The sequence below is a fragment of the Pseudomonas sp. NyZ201 genome (assembly GCF_049860765.1).
GTDB classification, from domain to species: domain Bacteria; phylum Pseudomonadota; class Gammaproteobacteria; order Pseudomonadales; family Pseudomonadaceae; genus Aquipseudomonas; species Aquipseudomonas bharatica.
In genome coordinates this window covers 2426919-2443625 of record NZ_CP187557.1, presented here as the reverse complement: position 1 = coordinate 2443625, position 16707 = coordinate 2426919, and the positions used below count along the sequence as shown (strand labels likewise).

Below are 16707 nucleotides of genomic sequence, written 5' to 3'. Positions count from 1 at the left end.
CGGTTGTTATTCGCTGTATCGCTGCGATAATCGCAGTCTTTCAGCAAATCAACGGAGCGCCAGGCCATGGCCCAGCCCGAGATCCATGCCCGTGACCTGATCGTCGGCCTGCAGAAGGGGCTGGCGTTGATGCAACTGTTCAGCGTCGATCAACCAAAGCTCAGCGTGCCCGAGGCGGCGCGCCTGTCCGGCCTGACCCCGAGTGCGGCGCGGCGCTTCCTGCTGACGCTGGTGCATGAGGCGTTCGTTGAAACCGATGGTCGTCACTACTGGCTGACACCCAAGGCGCTGCGCATCGGCCAGGCCTATGTGGATTCGGCGCAACTGCCAAGGATGCTGCGACCGGTGGTGGAACAGGTGGCGCGGACCACCCAGGAGCATGTGTCGGTGGGCACCCGCGATGGCGACGAGATCGTGCATATCGTGCGCAGCCGGTACAGCCACATCGCCTCGCTATCGATCCGGCCCGGGTCGCGCTTGCCGCTGTATTGCACCGCTGGCGGGCGAATCTGGCTGGCGTCCTTGGCGGAGGAGGAACTGGCGGCGTATTTCGCCCGGGTCGAACTGCGTGGGCTGACGCCGCATACCTGTGTCGATGAGCAGGCCTTGCGTGAGGAACTGCGCCGTGTGGCGGCCCAGGGATATGCCGAGGTGGACCAGGAATTCGAGGTGGGCATGCGCGTGCTGGGGGTACCGCTGGTGGATCGGCATGGGGTGTTGCGCTCGACCTTGACCATCACCACCCATGCATCAAGGATCAGCCTGGAGGAAATGCGGCGGCGGTATCTGATGCCGCTGTATGAGGCGCAGGCGTTATTGAAGCCCGTCATGGAGGCCTGAAAGACCTGTGTTGCCAGCGATGAGGCCCGCAAGATCACCTTGAAACCTGAGGGGCACACCACTCCCGCAACAACCCCGCAAACACCTGCGCCGCTTCCGACAGCGGCCGGTCCGTCGGCGTGGTGAGGCCGATCGGCGCGCGCAGCAAGGTGCTGCTGAACGGCAAGGCCTTGACGATCCCCAGCCGCAGATCCAGATCCACCACCCCACGCTGGACGAACCACACCCCGTCGTAGTCCTGCACATACACCCGTGAAAACGTCTCGCTCAGCGACTCCTGGATGGTAAACCCTTCCTCCGCGCCACTGGACAGCAGGAAGTTGTCGACGCTGATCCGCACCAGCGTGCCCTGGGGCGAAACCAGCAGCACATAGGGCCGCAAATCCTCCAGCATGAGCCTTTCCCGCGCCGCCAGCGGGTGCCCGCTGCGCACCACCAGCAGCAGGTCTTCTTCGTACAGTGCCTCGAAGACTACGCCGAGCATGTCGCGCCCGATCAGGCGTCCGACGATCAGGTCCAGCTCATGGGTGCGCAGCTTGCCGACGAGAAAGTCGTAGACACCGGCCAGCACCTGCACCTGGATCTGCGGAAAACGCTGGCGCATCTGCGCGATCACCGGCGCCAGCATGTAGCCCGCCGCCGTCGGCAAGGCGCCGACCCTCAGCACCTGCGGCGCCTGGGGCTGCACCTGCCCCTCCTCCAAGGCCATGCGAAAACTGGCCATGGCCTGCGCCGCGTGCTTGTGGAACGCCTCGCCGGCGCGGGTCAACTGCACGCCCTTGCGCCCGCGCACCAGCAGTTGCGAGCCCAGCTCCTGCTCCAGTTCCTTGATGCTCTTGGAAACCGCCGACAGGGTTATATGCAGCAAGCGCGCGGCGGTGGCGAGGCTGCCGGAGCTGACCACGGCAAGAAATACACGGAAGTGGCGCAGGCTGATGGTGGAAAGATTCACTGGATGCCCCGGAAGTTAATCAACCTGCAAGTTAACCAGGTAGCGCTTTTATATCAATTTAATCAACCAGCAACTTCATCTAGCATCCTCTCCATCATCAACAAGGATTCCTCGCCATGACTCAAGCCCGCCCTCGCCTGGGCGTTTCCAGTGCCTCGCTGCCCAGCCTCGCTCCCGAGGCGCTGGTGGACGAACTCGCCCGCCTGGGTTACCAGGGCGTCGAATGGCGGGTCGCCGATATCGACAACCTGGACACCCGTCGTGCCTGGGATGCACGCAGTAACAACCGCTGCACGCTGCCGCCCTGCGAGCAGGCCATCGCCCGCATCCGCCAGCAATGCCAGGCCAATGGCCTGGAGATCTTTGGCCTGAGCCCCTACCTGCCAGTGGGCGATGTGGAGCAGGCCTTGCGCCTGATCGACCTCGCTGCCCTGGCCGGCAATGCCCGCCTGCGCCTGTGGGCGCCGGGCTACGAGAACGAGCGCTACAGCGAAGCCAGCGCGCGCATGCGTCGCTTCCTCGACCGCTTGCTGCCGCGCGCCGAAGCCGCCGGCGTACGCCTGGCGCTGGAGGTGCACCAGCGCACCATCTGCTCCAGCCCGTCCCTGGCCATGCGCATCGCCGAACACTACCCGGCGCAACACCTCGGAATCATCTACGACCTGGGCAACCTGGCCATCGAAGGCCGCGAGGATGTGCGCCTGTCCCTCGACCTGATGGGTGAGTACCTGGCCCATGTGCAGGTGAAGAACGTGGCCTGGGTGGCCCAGGCCGACGACCTGGGCTGGCGCTGGGAATGGTGCCCGCCGGACCAGGGCGTGCTGCCCCTGCGCAGCATGCTGCAGACCCTGGCCGCGCGCGGTTTCGCCGACTGGCTGTCGATCGAAGACTTCGACACCACCTGGCCCGACGCCCACAAGCTGCTGCGCAACCGCGACCTGATCTGCCGCTATCTCGACCTGGATACGCCGGTCGCCCCTGTTTCCACCCCGGAGGTACCCTGCAAATGAACCTGCCCCACATCCCCCGCCGTGTTGCCCTGGTCACCGGCGCCGCCGGCGAGCTGGGCCGCGCCATCTGCCAGCGCCTGAGCCACGACGGCCTCGACCTGATCGCTGCGGATATCAACCTGGACGCCGCCCGAACCCTGGTCGACAGCCTGCCGCTGGCCGAGGGACAACGCGCCATCGCCGTGCACGCCGACCTGGGCGACGCCGCCTCCATCGCTGCCCTGGTGGAAGTGGGCGGCGGCGCCTTCGGACGTATCGATGTGGTGGTGAACAATGCCGCAGTCAATCATCGCGGCTCGCTGCATGATTTCGATCCGGCGCAATGGGACCACATGATGGCCGTCAACCTGCGCGGCCCGGCGCTGCTGTGCCAGAAGGTCGCGCCCTACTGGAAAGCCCAGGCCAGCGGCCGGGTGATCAATATCGTCTCGCGCTGCTGGGTCGCCGGTGGACCGCCTGCCTATGTGGCCTGCAAAGCCGGGCTGGTCGGCCTGACCCGCTCCATGGCACGGGAACTGGCGCCGGACAACGTGACCGTCAACGCCATCGCCCCGGGCCTGCTGCCGTCGGCCTTCACCCTCGATGGCCGCGATACGGAAAGCTTCGAGCGCATGGCCCGGGGCTCGATCAACAACACCCCCCTCAAGCGCCTGGCCACCCCGCAAGACATCGCCGGCACCACCGCTTTCCTGGCTTCGGAGGACGCCGCCTTCATCACCGCCGAAGTCATTCATGTCTGCGGCGGCAGCCAGCTGGCGCCCTTCGGCAACTGAGACCCGCCTTACCCGACCACCACAACTACAAGAAAGGTTCGCTATGACCACTCCCCATCCCGAAAACCGGCGCATGGCGCGCCGGGCTGCGTTCGGCAGCTTCCTCGGCAGCGTTGTCGAGTACTACGACTTCTTCATCTACGGCTCGGCTGCGGCACTGGTGTTCAGCACGCTGTTCTTCCCCTCCGGCGACCCGATGGCCGGTACCCTCGCGGCCCTGGCGACCTTTGGCGTGGGCTATATCGCCCGGCCCGTCGGTGCGCTGGTCTGCGGCCACCTGGGCGACCGCATCGGACGCAAGCAGGTGCTGATGATGACCCTGCTGCTGATGGGCCTGGCCACCTTTGCCATCGGCTTGCTGCCCACCTATGCGAGCATCGGCCCCTGGGCCCCAGCATTGCTGGTGTTCTGCCGCCTGCTGCAAGGTTTCTCCGCCGGCGGCGAACAGGTCGGTGCCAGCCTGCTGACCATGGAGCACGCCCCTGGCAAGAGCAAAACCTTCTACACCAGCTGGCTGATCAATGGCGCTTCCATGGGCTCGATCCTCGCCACGTCGGTGTTCATACCGCTGTCCATGCTCAGCCAGGAACAGCTGCTGGCCTGGGGCTGGCGGATTCCCTTCCTGCTCAGTGCGGTGATGGTGGTCATCACCTGGCTGATCCGCCGCGGCGTGGAGGAAAGCCCGGAATTCAAGGCGAGCAAGCCGGCCGCACGGCGCCTGCCGGTGGCCGAGCTGTTCAACAAGGAGCGCCGCGCGTTCTTCAACGTGTTCAGCTGCGCGCTGATCTGCGCGGTGTCGTCACTGGTGATGATCTTCGGGCTGTCCTGGGCGACCAACAACCAGAACGTCGATCGTCCATCGATGCTCAGCGCCATCGCCGCCAGCCAGGTCGTGGCGCTGATCTGCCAGCCGCTGTTCGGCCTGCTGGCCGACCGCATCGGACGCAAGCGCATCTTCGCCATCGGCTCGCTGGCCTGCTGTGCCGGGGTATTCCTGTTCCTCTGGTCGATCAGCACCGGCAACCTTGGCCTGATCCTGTTTAGCACCGTACTGCTCAAGGGCGTGCTGTACAGCGCACCGAACGCCTTGTGGCCGTCGTTCTACGCCGAGATGTTCAGCATCCGCGTGCGCTACACCGGCGTCGGCCTGGCGACCCAGTTGAGCTTCATCATCTCCGGCTTCTCGCCAAGCCTGTGCTACGCGCTGATGAGCGATGGCAACGACTGGATTCCGGTGGCGTGCTTTATCGGCGGGCTGTCGTTGCTCGCGGCGATCGCGGCACTGGTGTCGCGCCCGGCAGGTGCCGACGAGCCGGTGTTGCAGGCGCGGCACGCGTGATTTGGGAGATCCGGCTGTTCAGCCCGGCTTGATACCGGGTCGATCCCATCGCTGGCAAGCCAGCTCCCACAGTGTTCCTGTGGGAGTCAGCCCAGCCTTTCAGGCTGCGCTGTCGCGCAGAGAACCGTTTTCAAAGCACGACGCGTACCCTGTGGGAGCGGGTTCACCCGCGACTGCGGTAGTGAGTTCACCATAGCAATCGCGGGTAAACCCGCTCCCACAAAGTCCCTGCAAATCAAAGAGTTATGTTTTGTTCTATGAGAGCTGGCTTGCCAGCGATTACGCCCGAGAGAACACCCATAAAGCCAGGGTTGAAATGAGATTCGATATCAAATAGCATTTCGTTACTTTATATCGTATCAACTGGAGTCCCTCATGAAACCCGGCATCCATCCCGCCTACCGCCCTGTCCTGTTCCACGACACCAGCGCCAATGCTTTCTGGCTGATCGGCTCCACTGTCGATACCGACAAGACCTATGTCCTCAGCGACGGCAATACCTATCCCTACGTCACCCTCGACGTTTCCAGTGCCTCCCACCCGATCTACACCGGCCAGGAACGCAAGGCCAAGAGCGAAGGCCGTGTGGCGGGCTTCAACAAGCGCTTCGCCGGCTTCACCGCTAAATGAAATGAAAAACGCCGCTTTCCGGACTCCGGAAAGCGGCGTTCGCGTTCAACGTCGAAGCAGCTTAAACGGCCAGGGCGCGCTCACGCAGTTCGCTGTTGAGGATGCGATCGTTCTCGCTGTAGTCGACCGGGCAGTCGATCACGTGCACGCCCGGGGTCTTGATGCAGTGCTCCAGCAGCGGCAGCAGGCCCGCCGCGCTTTCCACCCGGTGGCCGTTGGCACCGTAGGCTTCGGCGTACTTGACGAAGTCCGGGTTGCCGTAGTCCAGGCCGAAGTCGGTGAAGCCCATGTTGGCCTGCTTCCAGCGGATCATGCCGTAGCCGTCGTCGCGCAGGATCACCACGGTGACGTGCATGCCCAGGCGCACGGCGGTTTCCAGCTCCTGGCTGTTCATCATGAAGCCACCATCGCCGCACACGGCGATGACCGGACGATCCGGGTACACCAGGTGCGAAGCCATGGCCGACGGCAGGCCCGCGCCCATGGTTGCCAGGGCGTTGTCGAGCAGTACGGTGTTGGGCTTGTGCGCCTTGTAGTTGCGGGCGAACCAGATCTTGTAGATGCCGTTGTCCAGGGCAACGATGCCTTCGGACGGCAGGGCGCGACGGATGTCGGCGACCAGGCGCTGCGGGTACACCGGGAAGCGGTCGTCGTCCTTGCCTTCGGCGATCTGCGCTTCGTTGGCTTCGCGAATCGCCATCAGGCGGGTGAAGTCCCAGTGCGACACGTCGCCCAGGCCTTCGCCGATCTGCCATACGGCGTTGGCGATATCGCCGATCACTTCGATCTGCGGGAAGTACACGGCATCGACTTCGGCAGAACGGAAGTTGATGTGGATGACCTCGGTGCCGCCACGGACCATGAAGAACGGCGGCTTCTCGATCACGTCGTGGCCGATGTTGATGATCAGGTCGGCCGCTTCGACCGCACGGTGCACGAAGTCACCGGAGGACAGCGCCGCGTTGCCCAGGAAGCGCGGGTTGCGCTCATCGACCACGCCCTTGCCCAGCTGGGTGGTGACGAACGGAATGCCGGTCTTCTCGATCAGCTGGGTCAGGACCTTGGCGGTCATCTTGCGGTTGGCACCGGCACCGATCACCAGGATCGGGCTGCGCGCGGTGCGCAGCTTGTCGATGGCAGCCTCGATGGCCACGTGCTCGGCCAGCGGACGGCGATGCAGGCTTGGCGGGATCGGCAGCACGTCGGTCTGCTCGGCGGCGATGTCTTCCGGCAGTTCCAGGTGCACCGCGCCCGGCTTCTCTTCTTCCGCCAGGCGGAAGGCTTCACGCATGCGCGACGGGATGTTGTCGGCCGAAGCGAACTGGTGAGTGTACTTGGTGATGGGGTCCATCATTCCGCACACGTCGATGATCTGGAAGCGACCCTGCTTGGACTTCTTGATCGGCTTCTGGCCGGTGATCATCAGCATCGGCATGCCGCCAAGGTAGGCATAGGCGCCAGCGGTCACCAGGTTGGTCGCGCCAGGACCGAGGGTCGACAGGCTGACGCCGGTCTTGCCGGTCAGGCGGCCATAGGTGGCGGCCATGAAGCCGGCGGACTGTTCGTGGCGGGTCAGCACCAGCTTGATCTTCGACTTGCGCAGGGATTCCAGCAGGTCGAGGTTTTCCTCACCGGGAATGCCGAACACATACTCGACACCTTCGTTTTCCAGGCATTGCACAACGACATCGGCGGCCTTGGCCATCTTGCTTGCTACCTCAAATGGGATTGCAGGATCAGGGAAAAAGGGTTGAGCGGTCAGCGCGGGGCACTGACATCAGGCTGCCCGGTCGCCAGCAAAGCGGCACGGACGAAGTCTTGACGTAAGCAACGCTGGATAAAGTCACTTACAAAGACGGCGCCATTGTCGCACCTTTTCGGCACTGCCATAGCTTGACGAATGGCAGTAAATGCACCGTTCAGCACCCGAAAGCGGGAATCGGCGGCGGCGACCTTCTCCAGCGGCTGGCGCACACCGGCCGCAGCGTCGAGATTCTGCTCGATAAACAGGTCCACGGCCCCGGCCGAAGTGCCGGCCCGCGCCAGTTGCGCATGCTGCAAGGTGCGACTCAGGTACAGATCGTAGGCAGCGCCCTCGCCTACCGCCAGGCGCAAACCGGGCTGGTCGAGCTGCGCCACATGCTGGAACGGCGCGTCTTTTTTCACCAGGTAGGTGCCTTCGATCAGCACGTAGGGCGTGCTGAAATGGATCTGCGCCTCGCGCACAGGCTCGATGGCAAGGAAGGCGACGGTCCAGGCATCGTCTTCGAGGGCGGCGAAGACCTTGCCGGCGGCATCGAAGGTGCGCATTTCCAGGGTGACGCCCAGTTCTTCGGCCAGCGCCTTGGCCAGGGCCACGGAAACACCCTGGGGCTCGCCGTCCGGGCCGCGCTGGGCGAGGACCGGGTTGCCGAGGTTGATCGCGGCGCGGAGGATGCCGTCGGGGGCGAGGTCGTTGAGGATGGCGGGGGTCACGGCAGTCATGGGAAATCTTCTTGGCTGGACACGGACCCTGTGGGAGCGGGTTCACCCGCGATTACGATGGTGAATCCACTACCGCAATCGCGGGTAAACCCGCTCCCACAGGGTCCGTGTCGTCTCTGAATTGGCTTACCAGATCGGCAAGGTATAGGAAATGATCAGACGGTTCTCGTCCGCGCCACGGGCGAAGCTGGAACGATAGGCCGCATTGCGCCATTTGACGCCGACATTCTTCAAGGCTCCGGTCTGGAACACATAGCCCAGATCGGTGTTGCGCTCCCACTCTTGCCCGCCGCCGCTGGTCGTGGCGGCATCGGCCTGGTCGCCGCGCACATAACGGCTCATGAAGGTCAGCCCGGGAATGCCGATGGCGCCGAAGTCATAATCGTAACGTACCTGCCAGGAACGCTCCCCCGGCTCGGCGAAGTCATTGATCTGGATGTAGTTGGCCAGGTACGGGTCTGTTCCGTTGATGAACGGCATGGAGGTCGAGCCGTTCATCTTCTGCAAACCGAGGCCAAAGGCGTGGCCGCCGAGGCTGTAGGTGAACAGGCCGCTCAGCGCACCGCTGTCGATGCGCCCGCCACGGGCCGCGCCGGCCTCCTCGCTGAGCAGGTAGCGCAAGTCGCTTTTCAGCTTGCCCGGGCCCAGCGCCAGGGTATGCACCAGGCCCAGGAAGTGCTGGCGGTAGACCTCTTCAAGCTCGGCGTACTGGTAGCCGAGGGTGAGCTGCTTGCTCAGCGCGTAGTCGGCGCCACCGATCAGCAAGGCATCGCCATCGGCTGCAGAGCGGAAACGGCGATTCTTGTTGTTCAGGGTCAGGCCCACGGCATTGGTCGAGTCGCGGTCGGTCATGCGCTCGAAACGCGCGCCGGTAAAGGTCAGGCCCTCCATTTCCTTGCTGGTCAGCAGGCCGCCATCGAAGGTCTGCGGCAGGATGCGCCCGGTGTTGGCCTGCAGGGTCGGCAGCTTTGGAATCAGCGTGCCGTACTTCAGTTCGGTGTCCGACACCCGCACCTTGGCAGTCAGGGCGACCCGGCCGAACTCATCGGCGGCGCGGCCGTCATCGTGGATTGGCAGCAGGCCGGTGCCGGTGCGATCCGGGCTGGAGTCAAGCTTGAGGCCGAGCATGGCCATGGCGTCGAGGCCGAAGCCGATGGTGCCCTGGCTGTAGCCGGAGCGCAGGTCGAGCATGAAGCCCTGGGCCCATTCCTCGCGCTTGCTCTGCCCGGCGCCGTCGCGGAAGTCGCGGTTGAAGTAGTAGTTCGAGGTTTGCAGGCTGGCCTTGCTGTCCTCGATGAAACCGGCGGCGCTGGCGGTGCCGGTGGCCAGGCAGGGGGACAGGGTGAGCAGGGTTTTGATGATGTTCTTGTTGTTGTGCATCGGTGGGGTCCGCTTTTTTATAGGTATGGGGGTGCCTTGGCGCCCAGGGGCCAGGCAGGAAGGAAAGTGTTGGATCCGAGGGCCTCATCGCTGCGGTGCGGCGGTCCGACAAGCCAGCTCCCACAAGGTCCGTGTGGAGCCGGCTGCCAGCGATAGCGGCCGTCAGTGCGCGGAAGCCGCCACAGGCTGACCCGGCTCTTTGTTGCTGACCCGCATCAAGGCAGTCATCAGGAAGGCAATCGCCAGCAGTCCGCTGAGGAACAGCAAGCCGGTCGCCGCACTCTGGCTGCTGCCCTTCACCACGCCGATCATCGAAGGCCCGACGAAGCCACCCAGGTTGCCGATCGAGTTGATCACCGCGATCGAGACCGCCGCCGTGGTACGGTCAAGGAACAACGTGGGCAGCGCCCAGAACGGCGATTTGAAGCTGTACAGGCCGGACAGCGCGACGCAGATCATTGCCATCGACAGTACCGGACTCCCCAGCATGCCCGCCCCCACCAGCCCCAGCGCCGCTATCAGCAGCGGGATCGCCGAATGCAGCTTGCGCTCGTTGCGCCGGTCGGAGCTGCGCGACCAGACCACCATGGCGAGGGTGGCGACGATATACGGCAGCATGGCGATCAGACCGATCTCGGTATGGCTCAGGCTGGTGGAAAAGCCCTTGATGATCTGCGGCATCCAGTAGCCAACCCCAAGGCTGCCGCACTGGTAGACGAAATAGATGAAGGCCAGGTACAGCACCTTGGGGTTGGTCATGGTCTTCATGACGCCCAGGCTCTTGACGTTCTTGCGGCTGTTGCGGTCGCGCTCCAGCTCGGCGAGCAGCCATTCCTTCTCTTCCGGCTTGAGCCACCGGGCCTGCTCCGGCTTGTCGGTGAGGAAGAAGTAGCAGGCGATGCCCAGCAGCACCGCAGGGATGCCCTCGAGGAACAGCATCCAGCGCCAGCCGCTCCAGTCGAACCACTTGACGTTGTCCATGATCCAGGTGGAAAGCGGCGCGCCGATGATGTAGCTGACCGGGATCGCCGCGGTGAACAGGGCCACGGTGGTCGCCAGTTCACGGGAGCGGAACCAGTAGGTCAGGTAGACGATGATCCCCGGGAAGAACCCGGCCTCGGCCACGCCCAGCAGGAAGCGCAGCACATAGAGCTGGTTGGCGGTCTGGGCGAAGGCAGTGCCGGCGGCGATCAGGCCCCAGGTCACCAGGATCCGCGCGATCCACACCCGCGCCCCGTATTTGTTGAGCATCACGTTGCTCGGCACTTCGAAAAGGAAGTAGCCGATGAAGAAGATCCCGGAAATGAAGCCGAAGGCCTCGCTGGTCAGGGCTAGTTCCTTGTTCATCTCCAGCGCGGCGTAGCCGATGTTGGCCCGGTCCAGGTAGGAGACGATGTAGAGCAGGAACACGAAGGGGATGATCCGCCAGGTGATCTTGCGGACTATGGCGTGCTCGTCGAGCGTCTTGTTGTTGTTCATGATGACCTCTTGGAGGGCAAGCTTGCGCCTGCCTCGTGCGTTTTTATAGTGACCGGGGCGAACCCGGGTGGATCAGGCAGAAAAAACCATGCACACCGGGCTGCCGATGGCGATCGAGAAGCCCGTGTCGCGCAGTTGGCCACTGGCCGCATCGATCGCCAGCGCAACGATCGAATCGCTGTCTTCATTGAGGGCGAAGAGGAACCGCTGGTTGGGCGTCAGGGCGAAGAAGCGCGGGGTACGTCCCTGGCTCGGGATGAAATCCACCGGGCTCAGGCAGCCGCTGGCGGTATCTATGGCGAACACCGCGATGCTGTCGTAACCGCGGTTGGAGGCGTAGAGGAATCGCCCGTCGGCGCTTACCTCGATTTCCGATGCGCGGCTGTTGCCGGTGTAGGTCGATGGCAGCGACGGAAGTACCTGTACGGGGTCCAGCGCTCCGCTCACAGGATCGAAGCGGTAGCTGGTGACGCTGGAGTCCAGCTCGTTGATGGCGAACACCAGCGGCGCCTGCGGGTGTGCGGCGACATGCCGGGGCCCGGCGCCCTCACGGGTCACGACGAACGCCTGCTCGGTGGGAATCAGCCTGCCGTTGTCGAAATGGAAGACGAAGATCCGGTCCAGGCCCTTGTCCGGTACCAAAACGAACCGCCCGCTGGGATCGAACAGATTGAAATGCGGTTTGGCGAATGGCTGCTCGATCCGGTGCGGGCCGCTGGGACCGTGCAAGGCCAGCAGTTGCACCAGCGCGCCGAGAGCGCCATCGGGCTCGATCGCCAGTACGGCCAGGGTGCCGCTGAGGTGGTTGGACACCACCAGGAAGCGCTCACTGGGGTCCAGGGCCAGGTGCACCGGGTTGTTGCCCTCACAGCTTTGGCGATTGAGGAAGGTCAGCTGGCCGCTGGCCTTGTCGACGCTGAAGGCACTGACTTCGCTGCGGTCGCCGTGGACGCAATAGAGACGATCGCCGGCGCGGTTGAGGGCGAGGAAGGACGGGTTGACCAGGTCCTTGACGACCTGCACACGCTCAAGGCGGCCCTGGTCCGGATCGACGGCGAAGACGCTGATGCCGTCGCCGCGGGCGTTGCGTTCGCGGGTGGTGCGCGAGCCGATGTAGGCAAACATGGGGTTACTCCGGAATCTTTGTTGTTCTTCAAGCCAGCCCACAGGACCTGGGCCTCACACAGTTGCTGTGGGAGCGGGTTCACCCGCGATTGCGATGGTGAAAACACTGACGTAATCGCGGGTAAACCCGCTCCCACACAATCCCCGCAAACCAATACGTCACGCGTCGATGAACTTGGTCCTGGCCACGACCTTGCGGATCACATAGGGCAGCACCCCGCCATTGCGCAGGTAGCGCACCTCCTGCAGCGAATCGATCCGCACCCCGACCTGTACCTCGTTCCGCTCGCCATCGGCCCGGCGAATCACCAGTAACACCGGGTTGTCGCCGACCCGCAGATCATCGAGCCCGACAAAATCCAGCGCTTCGCTGCCGTCCAGCTTCAGGTCGTCCACCGACTGCCCGTCCTTGAACTGCAACGGGATCACGCCCATGCCGATCAGGTTGCTGCGGTGGATCCGCTCGATACTGCGCGCCACCACCGCCTTGACCCCGAGCAGCGCCTGGGCCTTGGCCGCCCAGTCGCGGCTGGAGCCGGCGCCGTAATTGATCCCGGCGAACACGACCAGTGGCGTGCCGGCGTAGCTCCTGGCCGCTTCGTACAACGGCAGCACATCGGTGCCGTCCGCCGTGCGCGCCCAGGCGCCCTGCCCCGGCTGCTCGGCCAGCAGGCGGTTGTGCACGGATTTATTGGTGAATGCGCCGCGCAACATGACCTCGTGGTTGCTGCGCCGGGTGGAGTACTGGTTGAGGTCCCGAGGATCCTCGCCACGCGCCAGCAGCCATTGTCCGGCCAGGCTATCGGCCGGAATCGCCCCGGCCGGGGAAATGTGGTCGGTGGTGACGTTGTCGCCCAGTACCATCAGGGTCCGCGCGCCGGAAATCGCCAGGCTGTCCCGTGCCTGGGGCTGGATATCGGCGAGGTATTTCGGGCGGCGCAGGTAGGTGGATTGCGGACTCCAGGGGAACTGCACGCTGCCCTCGGCGGACAGCGCCTGCCAATGATGAGTACCGTCCCAGACCGTGGCCAGGCGCTGCCGGAAATACTCCGGCCGCACCACCCGGGCCACTTGTTCAGCGACCTCGGCGTCCGCCGGCATCAGGTCATGCAGATAGACCGGCCGGCCTTGAGCATCGTGGCCCAGGGCATCGCGGGTCAGGTCGATATCGATGCGCCCGGCGATAGCGTAGGCCACGCACAGTGCTGGCGAGGCCAGGTAACCGGCAGGCACCTTCGGGTTGACCCGGCCTTCGAAATTGCGGTTGCCGGAGAGCACCACCACGCCCTTCAAACCTTGCTCGGCGAAGCCCTCGACATGCGCTTCGAGCTTGCCGGAGTTGCCGATGCAGGTCATGCAGCCAAAACCGGCAAGGTCGAAACCAAGGGCCGAGAAGTCGTCCAGCAAGCCGGCCTCGGCCAGGTAGTCGGCGACCACCCGCGAGCCTGGCGACAGCGACGTCTTCACCCACGGCTTGCGTTGCAGCCCCCATTCACGGGCACGGCGAGCCAGCAGGCCGGCCTGGATCATCAGCGACGGATTGGCCGTGTTGGTGCAGCTGGTGATTGCCGACATCACCACGGCGCCATGGCTGATGGACTCGCCGAAGGACGGTTCGAAGAACGCCTGGGCAGCGGGACCTGCAATCAGCCCTTCGCCGCCCAGCACTTCCTCGCTGAACGAAGAGCCGGCAGCGGAAAGCGGCTGGCGCTGGTGCGGCTGGTGCGGCCCGGCCACGCTCGGTTCCAGGCTGGCGAGATCCAGTTCGATCAGTTCGTCGAACTGCGGCTCCGGCAGATCGTCCCGGCGCCATAGCGGCTGGGCCTTCATGTAGGCCGCCACTTGCTGGCGCAGTTGCGGCGAACGGCCGCTCAATTCCAGGTAGCTCAGGGTCTCGTCGTCGAACGGGAAGAACACCACGGTGGCGCCATATTCCGGCGCCATGTTCGACACGGTGCCGCGCGCGGCCCAGCCCAGGGTGGACAGGCCGGGCCCGGTGAACTCGACGAACTTGCCGACCATCGGGCGCCTGCGCAGGATCTCGGCCACATGCAGGGCCAGGTCGGTGGCGGTGACACCCGGGCGCAAGGCGTTGACCACACGGATACCGACCACATCGGGAAAGCTGATCGGCACCGGCTCGCCGACCATCGCCGCCTGTCCTTCCAAGCCGCCAACACCCCAGCCGAGCACACCGATGGCATTGATCATCGGGGTATGGCTGTCGGTGGCGACCATGTCGTCCGGGTGCAGCAGGCGCCGGCCATCGGCGCTGCGGCCTTCCCAGACCACCCTGGCCAGCGCCTCCATGTTCATCTGGTGGATGATGCCGGTGCCGGGAGGGATCACTGCGAAATTGTCGAGGCTTTTCTGTGCCCACTTGATAAAGCGGTAACGCTCGCCGTTGCGGCGAAAGTCGATATCGAGGTTCTGCTCCACCGCATCGGCCTCGGCATAGCGCTCGACGATCACCGAGTGATCGATGGTCAGCACCGCCGGGATCAGCGGGTTCATCGCTTGCGGGTCGCCCCCCAGCTCGGCGACCACGTCGCGCATCCCGGCGAAGTCGGCCAGCGCTGGCAGGCAGGTGGTGTCGTGGAACATCAAGCGGTTGGGCTGGAACGGCACTTCGCAGGTCGGGCCCCGGCCGGTGGCACGGGCCAGCACCGAGGGCAATGCCTCGGGCGAGCAGCGGGCGACGTTCTCCAGGAGGATGCGGATCGAGTACGGCAGGCGCTCGACCTGCGCGGCATCCAGCAGCTTGTGCAGGTCGACGTAGGCAAACTCCTGCTGCTCGATCATCAGGGTGGAAAGAAGGTCGCGGGCTGTTTCGGTCATGCTGCTCATCGCTCGGCTTTTTATAAGGGTCACGGACCGGACCAGGCCGGGCGCCGTTGATGGGGCCGATACTAGGAGCAGGCAGGCGGGATGAAAATTGATCGATTGCCACAGAAGCGTTCTCCGATGGAGAACGCTCGAGTGGGTCAGTCCTCGCCGAGTTTCAGATGGTCGATAAAGGTCTTGAGGGTGGCCGAGGCCGCATCGTATTTACGCAAGACCAGCACCAGCGAGCGTTGCGCCCAGTCTTCGGCCAGGGGCACGGCCTTGAGCGAATGGCTGCGCTGGTACTGCATGACCACGCTGCGCGGCAGGACGGCCACGCCCAGGCCCGCCGAAACCAGGCGGCACATGCAGTCGAAGCTGCTAATACGGATGCGCAGGCGCAAGGCCAGGCCGAGCTTTTCCGCCTCGCTGGTCAGCAGCATGTGCACCGAGCTTTCCAGATGCGGGCCGACGAACTCGTGCTCCAGGGCATCGCGAAACGGCACCGACCTGCGCTGGGCCAGGACGTGGCCAGCGGGGACCACCAGGGTCAGCTGGTCGTTACGGTACGGCAGGGTTTCGAGCCCCTGGGCAGCGGTCTGCGCAGCGATGATACCGAGGTCGGCGCGACCGTCGGCCACCGCCCGCACCACTGCCGAACCGACCCGCTCCTCGATATCGAACTTGATCTGCGGGTACAGCTCGGCAAAGCCGGCCACGTCCTGGGGCAGGAACTGCGAGAGCGCCGAAGTAATGGCATGGATGCGGATATGCCCCTTCACCCCGCTGGCGTAGTCGCCCAGTTCGGTGTCCAGTTGGGCCAGGGTCTGCTTGAGCTGGCGCGCATAGAACAGCAACGACTGCCCCGCCGGGGTCAGCTCGACGCCGCGGGCATTGCGGATCAGCAAGGGCGAGCCGATCTGCGCCTCCAGTTCGCTGATGCGCTTGCTGATGGCCGAGACGGCCAGGTGCCTGATCCGCGCGGCGCGGGTCAGGTTACGTTCCTGGGCGACGGTGATGAACAGGTCGAGGCTGGTCAGGTCGTAGCGCATGGGCGATTGCTCCATCGGCCAGAAAGGGCGCTGATTCTAGGGGAATCGTGCAGGCTGCTCAATTTGCAGGGCCTATTGCATCCGTGCAATCAACATTGACCCGGTTGCAGGTTTCATGATGGCGCACTCAGGGCGTAGGCTGGATTTCCGCTCATTTTCAGGACGAACCCCATGGCCGAAAAACACCACCACTACGCCGTCACCGTTACCTGGATCGGCAACCAGGGCGCGGGAACCGCGTCCTACCGTGGCTACAGCCGTAAACATCTGCTCCAGGCGGAGGGCAAGCCGGCGATCGAAGGCTCGTCGGACCCGGTCTTCCGCGGCGATCCAGCGCGCTGGAATCCGGAGGAGTTGTTGCTGGCCTCGCTTTCCGCCTGCCACAAGCTGTGGTACCTGGGGCTGTGCGCCGAGGCCGGGATCGTGGTCCAGGCCTATGAAGATCGCGCCGAAGGCGAGATGGTCGAAGAAGCCAACGGTGCCGGGCAATTCACCTCCGTGACCCTGAAACCGAAGGTGACCCTGGCACCCGGCACGGACCTGGAGCAGGCACGCTCGCTGCATCGACTGGCGCATCAGAAGTGCTTCATTGCGCGGTCGGTGAATTTTCCGGTGGAGCATGAGGTGGAGCTGATACTGCAACCATCGTGAGGCCCTGTGGGAGCTGGCTTGCCAGCGATGAGGCCGGTCTGGGCAATGATGTTGTCGGATAGGGCCAAATCGCTGGCAAGCCAGCTCCCACAGGATCCATGGCAGCCTCACCTCCTCCAGCGACTTCCACAAACTGCGCAATGTCGGATCATTGCGAGGGGTTTGCGCT

The 16707-nt window shown here is 64.4% G+C and carries 14 protein-coding genes; 6 read left to right on the top strand and 8 right to left on the bottom strand.

Annotated elements, in window-relative coordinates:
- The first annotated feature begins 66 nt into the window (after positions 1 to 66).
- A complete protein-coding gene (locus ACPFMA_RS10885; protein WP_009401587.1) occupies positions 67 to 840 on the top strand; it encodes an IclR family transcriptional regulator domain-containing protein in 774 nt (257 codons plus the stop codon).
- Positions 841 to 874: 34 nt separating this feature from the next.
- On the opposite strand, the gene ACPFMA_RS10880 is transcribed toward ACPFMA_RS10885, so the two are convergent.
- A complete protein-coding gene (locus tag ACPFMA_RS10880) occupies positions 875 to 1792 on the bottom strand; it encodes a LysR substrate-binding domain-containing protein (RefSeq protein ID WP_425930154.1) in 918 nt (305 codons plus the stop codon).
- A 116-nt stretch (positions 1793 to 1908) separates the two neighbouring features.
- Here ACPFMA_RS10880 and ACPFMA_RS10875 point away from each other — a divergent pair, with 116 nt between their 5' ends.
- The 4 genes from ACPFMA_RS10875 to ACPFMA_RS10860 all read left to right on the top strand — a co-directional run bounded on the left by ACPFMA_RS10875 (position 1909) and on the right by ACPFMA_RS10860 (position 5544).
- A complete protein-coding gene (locus ACPFMA_RS10875; RefSeq protein ID WP_425930153.1) occupies positions 1909 to 2802 on the top strand; it encodes a sugar phosphate isomerase/epimerase family protein in 894 nt (297 codons plus the stop codon).
- The gene (locus ACPFMA_RS10870) at positions 2799 to 3575 is read left to right on the top strand and encodes an SDR family NAD(P)-dependent oxidoreductase (protein WP_064302800.1); all 777 of its coding nucleotides are present in this window, start codon (positions 2799 to 2801) and stop codon (positions 3573 to 3575) included. The genes ACPFMA_RS10875 and ACPFMA_RS10870 overlap by 4 nt, the downstream gene beginning before the upstream one ends.
- Positions 3576 to 3618: 43 nt before the next feature.
- Positions 3619 to 4914: an MFS transporter gene (locus tag ACPFMA_RS10865; RefSeq protein ID WP_425930152.1), complete on the top strand. Its 1296-nt coding sequence runs from the start codon at positions 3619 to 3621 to the stop codon at positions 4912 to 4914.
- A 375-nt stretch (positions 4915 to 5289) separates the two neighbouring features.
- Entirely contained in the window at positions 5290 to 5544 is a 255-nt protein-coding gene (locus tag ACPFMA_RS10860) for a type B 50S ribosomal protein L31 (protein WP_425930151.1), read from the top strand.
- A gap of 61 nt (positions 5545 to 5605) precedes the next feature.
- On the opposite strand, the gene ACPFMA_RS10855 is transcribed toward ACPFMA_RS10860, so the two are convergent.
- From ACPFMA_RS10855 to ACPFMA_RS10825, 7 genes are all read right to left on the bottom strand, one after another.
- The gene (locus ACPFMA_RS10855) at positions 5606 to 7249 is read right to left on the bottom strand and encodes an acetolactate synthase large subunit (RefSeq protein WP_009401593.1); all 1644 of its coding nucleotides are present in this window, start codon (positions 7247 to 7249) and stop codon (positions 5606 to 5608) included.
- Between the two features lie 53 nt (positions 7250 to 7302).
- Positions 7303 to 8028: a transporter substrate-binding domain-containing protein gene (locus ACPFMA_RS10850; RefSeq protein ID WP_425930150.1), complete on the bottom strand. Its 726-nt coding sequence runs from the start codon at positions 8026 to 8028 to the stop codon at positions 7303 to 7305.
- Between the two features lie 126 nt (positions 8029 to 8154).
- Positions 8155 to 9408, bottom strand: coding sequence for an OprD family porin (locus ACPFMA_RS10845; RefSeq protein WP_425930149.1), 1254 nt, complete (start codon positions 9406 to 9408; stop codon positions 8155 to 8157).
- Positions 9409 to 9570: 162 nt separating this feature from the next.
- On the bottom strand, positions 9571 to 10887 hold the full coding sequence (locus ACPFMA_RS10840; protein ID WP_425930148.1) for an MFS transporter: 1317 nt from the start codon (positions 10885 to 10887) through the stop codon (positions 9571 to 9573).
- A gap of 72 nt (positions 10888 to 10959) precedes the next feature.
- Positions 10960 to 12012, bottom strand: a complete 1053-nt coding sequence (locus ACPFMA_RS10835) for a lactonase family protein (RefSeq protein WP_425930147.1) — start codon at positions 12010 to 12012, stop codon at positions 10960 to 10962.
- Positions 12013 to 12171: 159 nt separating this feature from the next.
- A complete protein-coding gene (gene acnA / locus ACPFMA_RS10830; protein WP_425930146.1) occupies positions 12172 to 14850 on the bottom strand; it encodes an aconitate hydratase AcnA in 2679 nt (892 codons plus the stop codon).
- Positions 14851 to 14996: 146 nt separating this feature from the next.
- The gene (locus tag ACPFMA_RS10825) at positions 14997 to 15887 is read right to left on the bottom strand and encodes a LysR family transcriptional regulator (protein WP_064302807.1); all 891 of its coding nucleotides are present in this window, start codon (positions 15885 to 15887) and stop codon (positions 14997 to 14999) included.
- Between the two features lie 171 nt (positions 15888 to 16058).
- Between ACPFMA_RS10825 and ACPFMA_RS10820 the strand changes: the two genes are divergently transcribed.
- Entirely contained in the window at positions 16059 to 16538 is a 480-nt protein-coding gene (locus tag ACPFMA_RS10820) for an OsmC family protein (protein WP_425930145.1), read from the top strand.
- Positions 16539 to 16707: the final 169 nt, after the last annotated feature.

Coding starts and splice junctions, on each gene's coding strand:
- ACPFMA_RS10835 (WP_425930147.1), bottom strand. CDS start 12,012: ATGTTTGCCTACATCGGCTCGCGCACCACCCGCGAACGCAACGCCCGC.
- ACPFMA_RS10885 (WP_009401587.1), top strand. CDS start 67: ATGGCCCAGCCCGAGATCCATGCCCGTGACCTGATCGTCGGCCTGCAG.
- acnA (WP_425930146.1), bottom strand. CDS start 14,850: ATGACCGAAACAGCCCGCGACCTTCTTTCCACCCTGATGATCGAGCAG.
- ACPFMA_RS10870 (WP_064302800.1), top strand. CDS start 2,799: ATGAACCTGCCCCACATCCCCCGCCGTGTTGCCCTGGTCACCGGCGCC.
- ACPFMA_RS10820 (WP_425930145.1), top strand. CDS start 16,059: ATGGCCGAAAAACACCACCACTACGCCGTCACCGTTACCTGGATCGGC.
- ACPFMA_RS10865 (WP_425930152.1), top strand. CDS start 3,619: ATGACCACTCCCCATCCCGAAAACCGGCGCATGGCGCGCCGGGCTGCG.
- ACPFMA_RS10825 (WP_064302807.1), bottom strand. CDS start 15,887: ATGCGCTACGACCTGACCAGCCTCGACCTGTTCATCACCGTCGCCCAG.
- ACPFMA_RS10855 (WP_009401593.1), bottom strand. CDS start 7,249: ATGGCCAAGGCCGCCGATGTCGTTGTGCAATGCCTGGAAAACGAAGGT.
- ACPFMA_RS10875 (WP_425930153.1), top strand. CDS start 1,909: ATGACTCAAGCCCGCCCTCGCCTGGGCGTTTCCAGTGCCTCGCTGCCC.
- ACPFMA_RS10845 (WP_425930149.1), bottom strand. CDS start 9,408: ATGCACAACAACAAGAACATCATCAAAACCCTGCTCACCCTGTCCCCC.
- ACPFMA_RS10860 (WP_425930151.1), top strand. CDS start 5,290: ATGAAACCCGGCATCCATCCCGCCTACCGCCCTGTCCTGTTCCACGAC.
- ACPFMA_RS10840 (WP_425930148.1), bottom strand. CDS start 10,887: ATGAACAACAACAAGACGCTCGACGAGCACGCCATAGTCCGCAAGATC.
- ACPFMA_RS10850 (WP_425930150.1), bottom strand. CDS start 8,028: ATGACTGCCGTGACCCCCGCCATCCTCAACGACCTCGCCCCCGACGGC.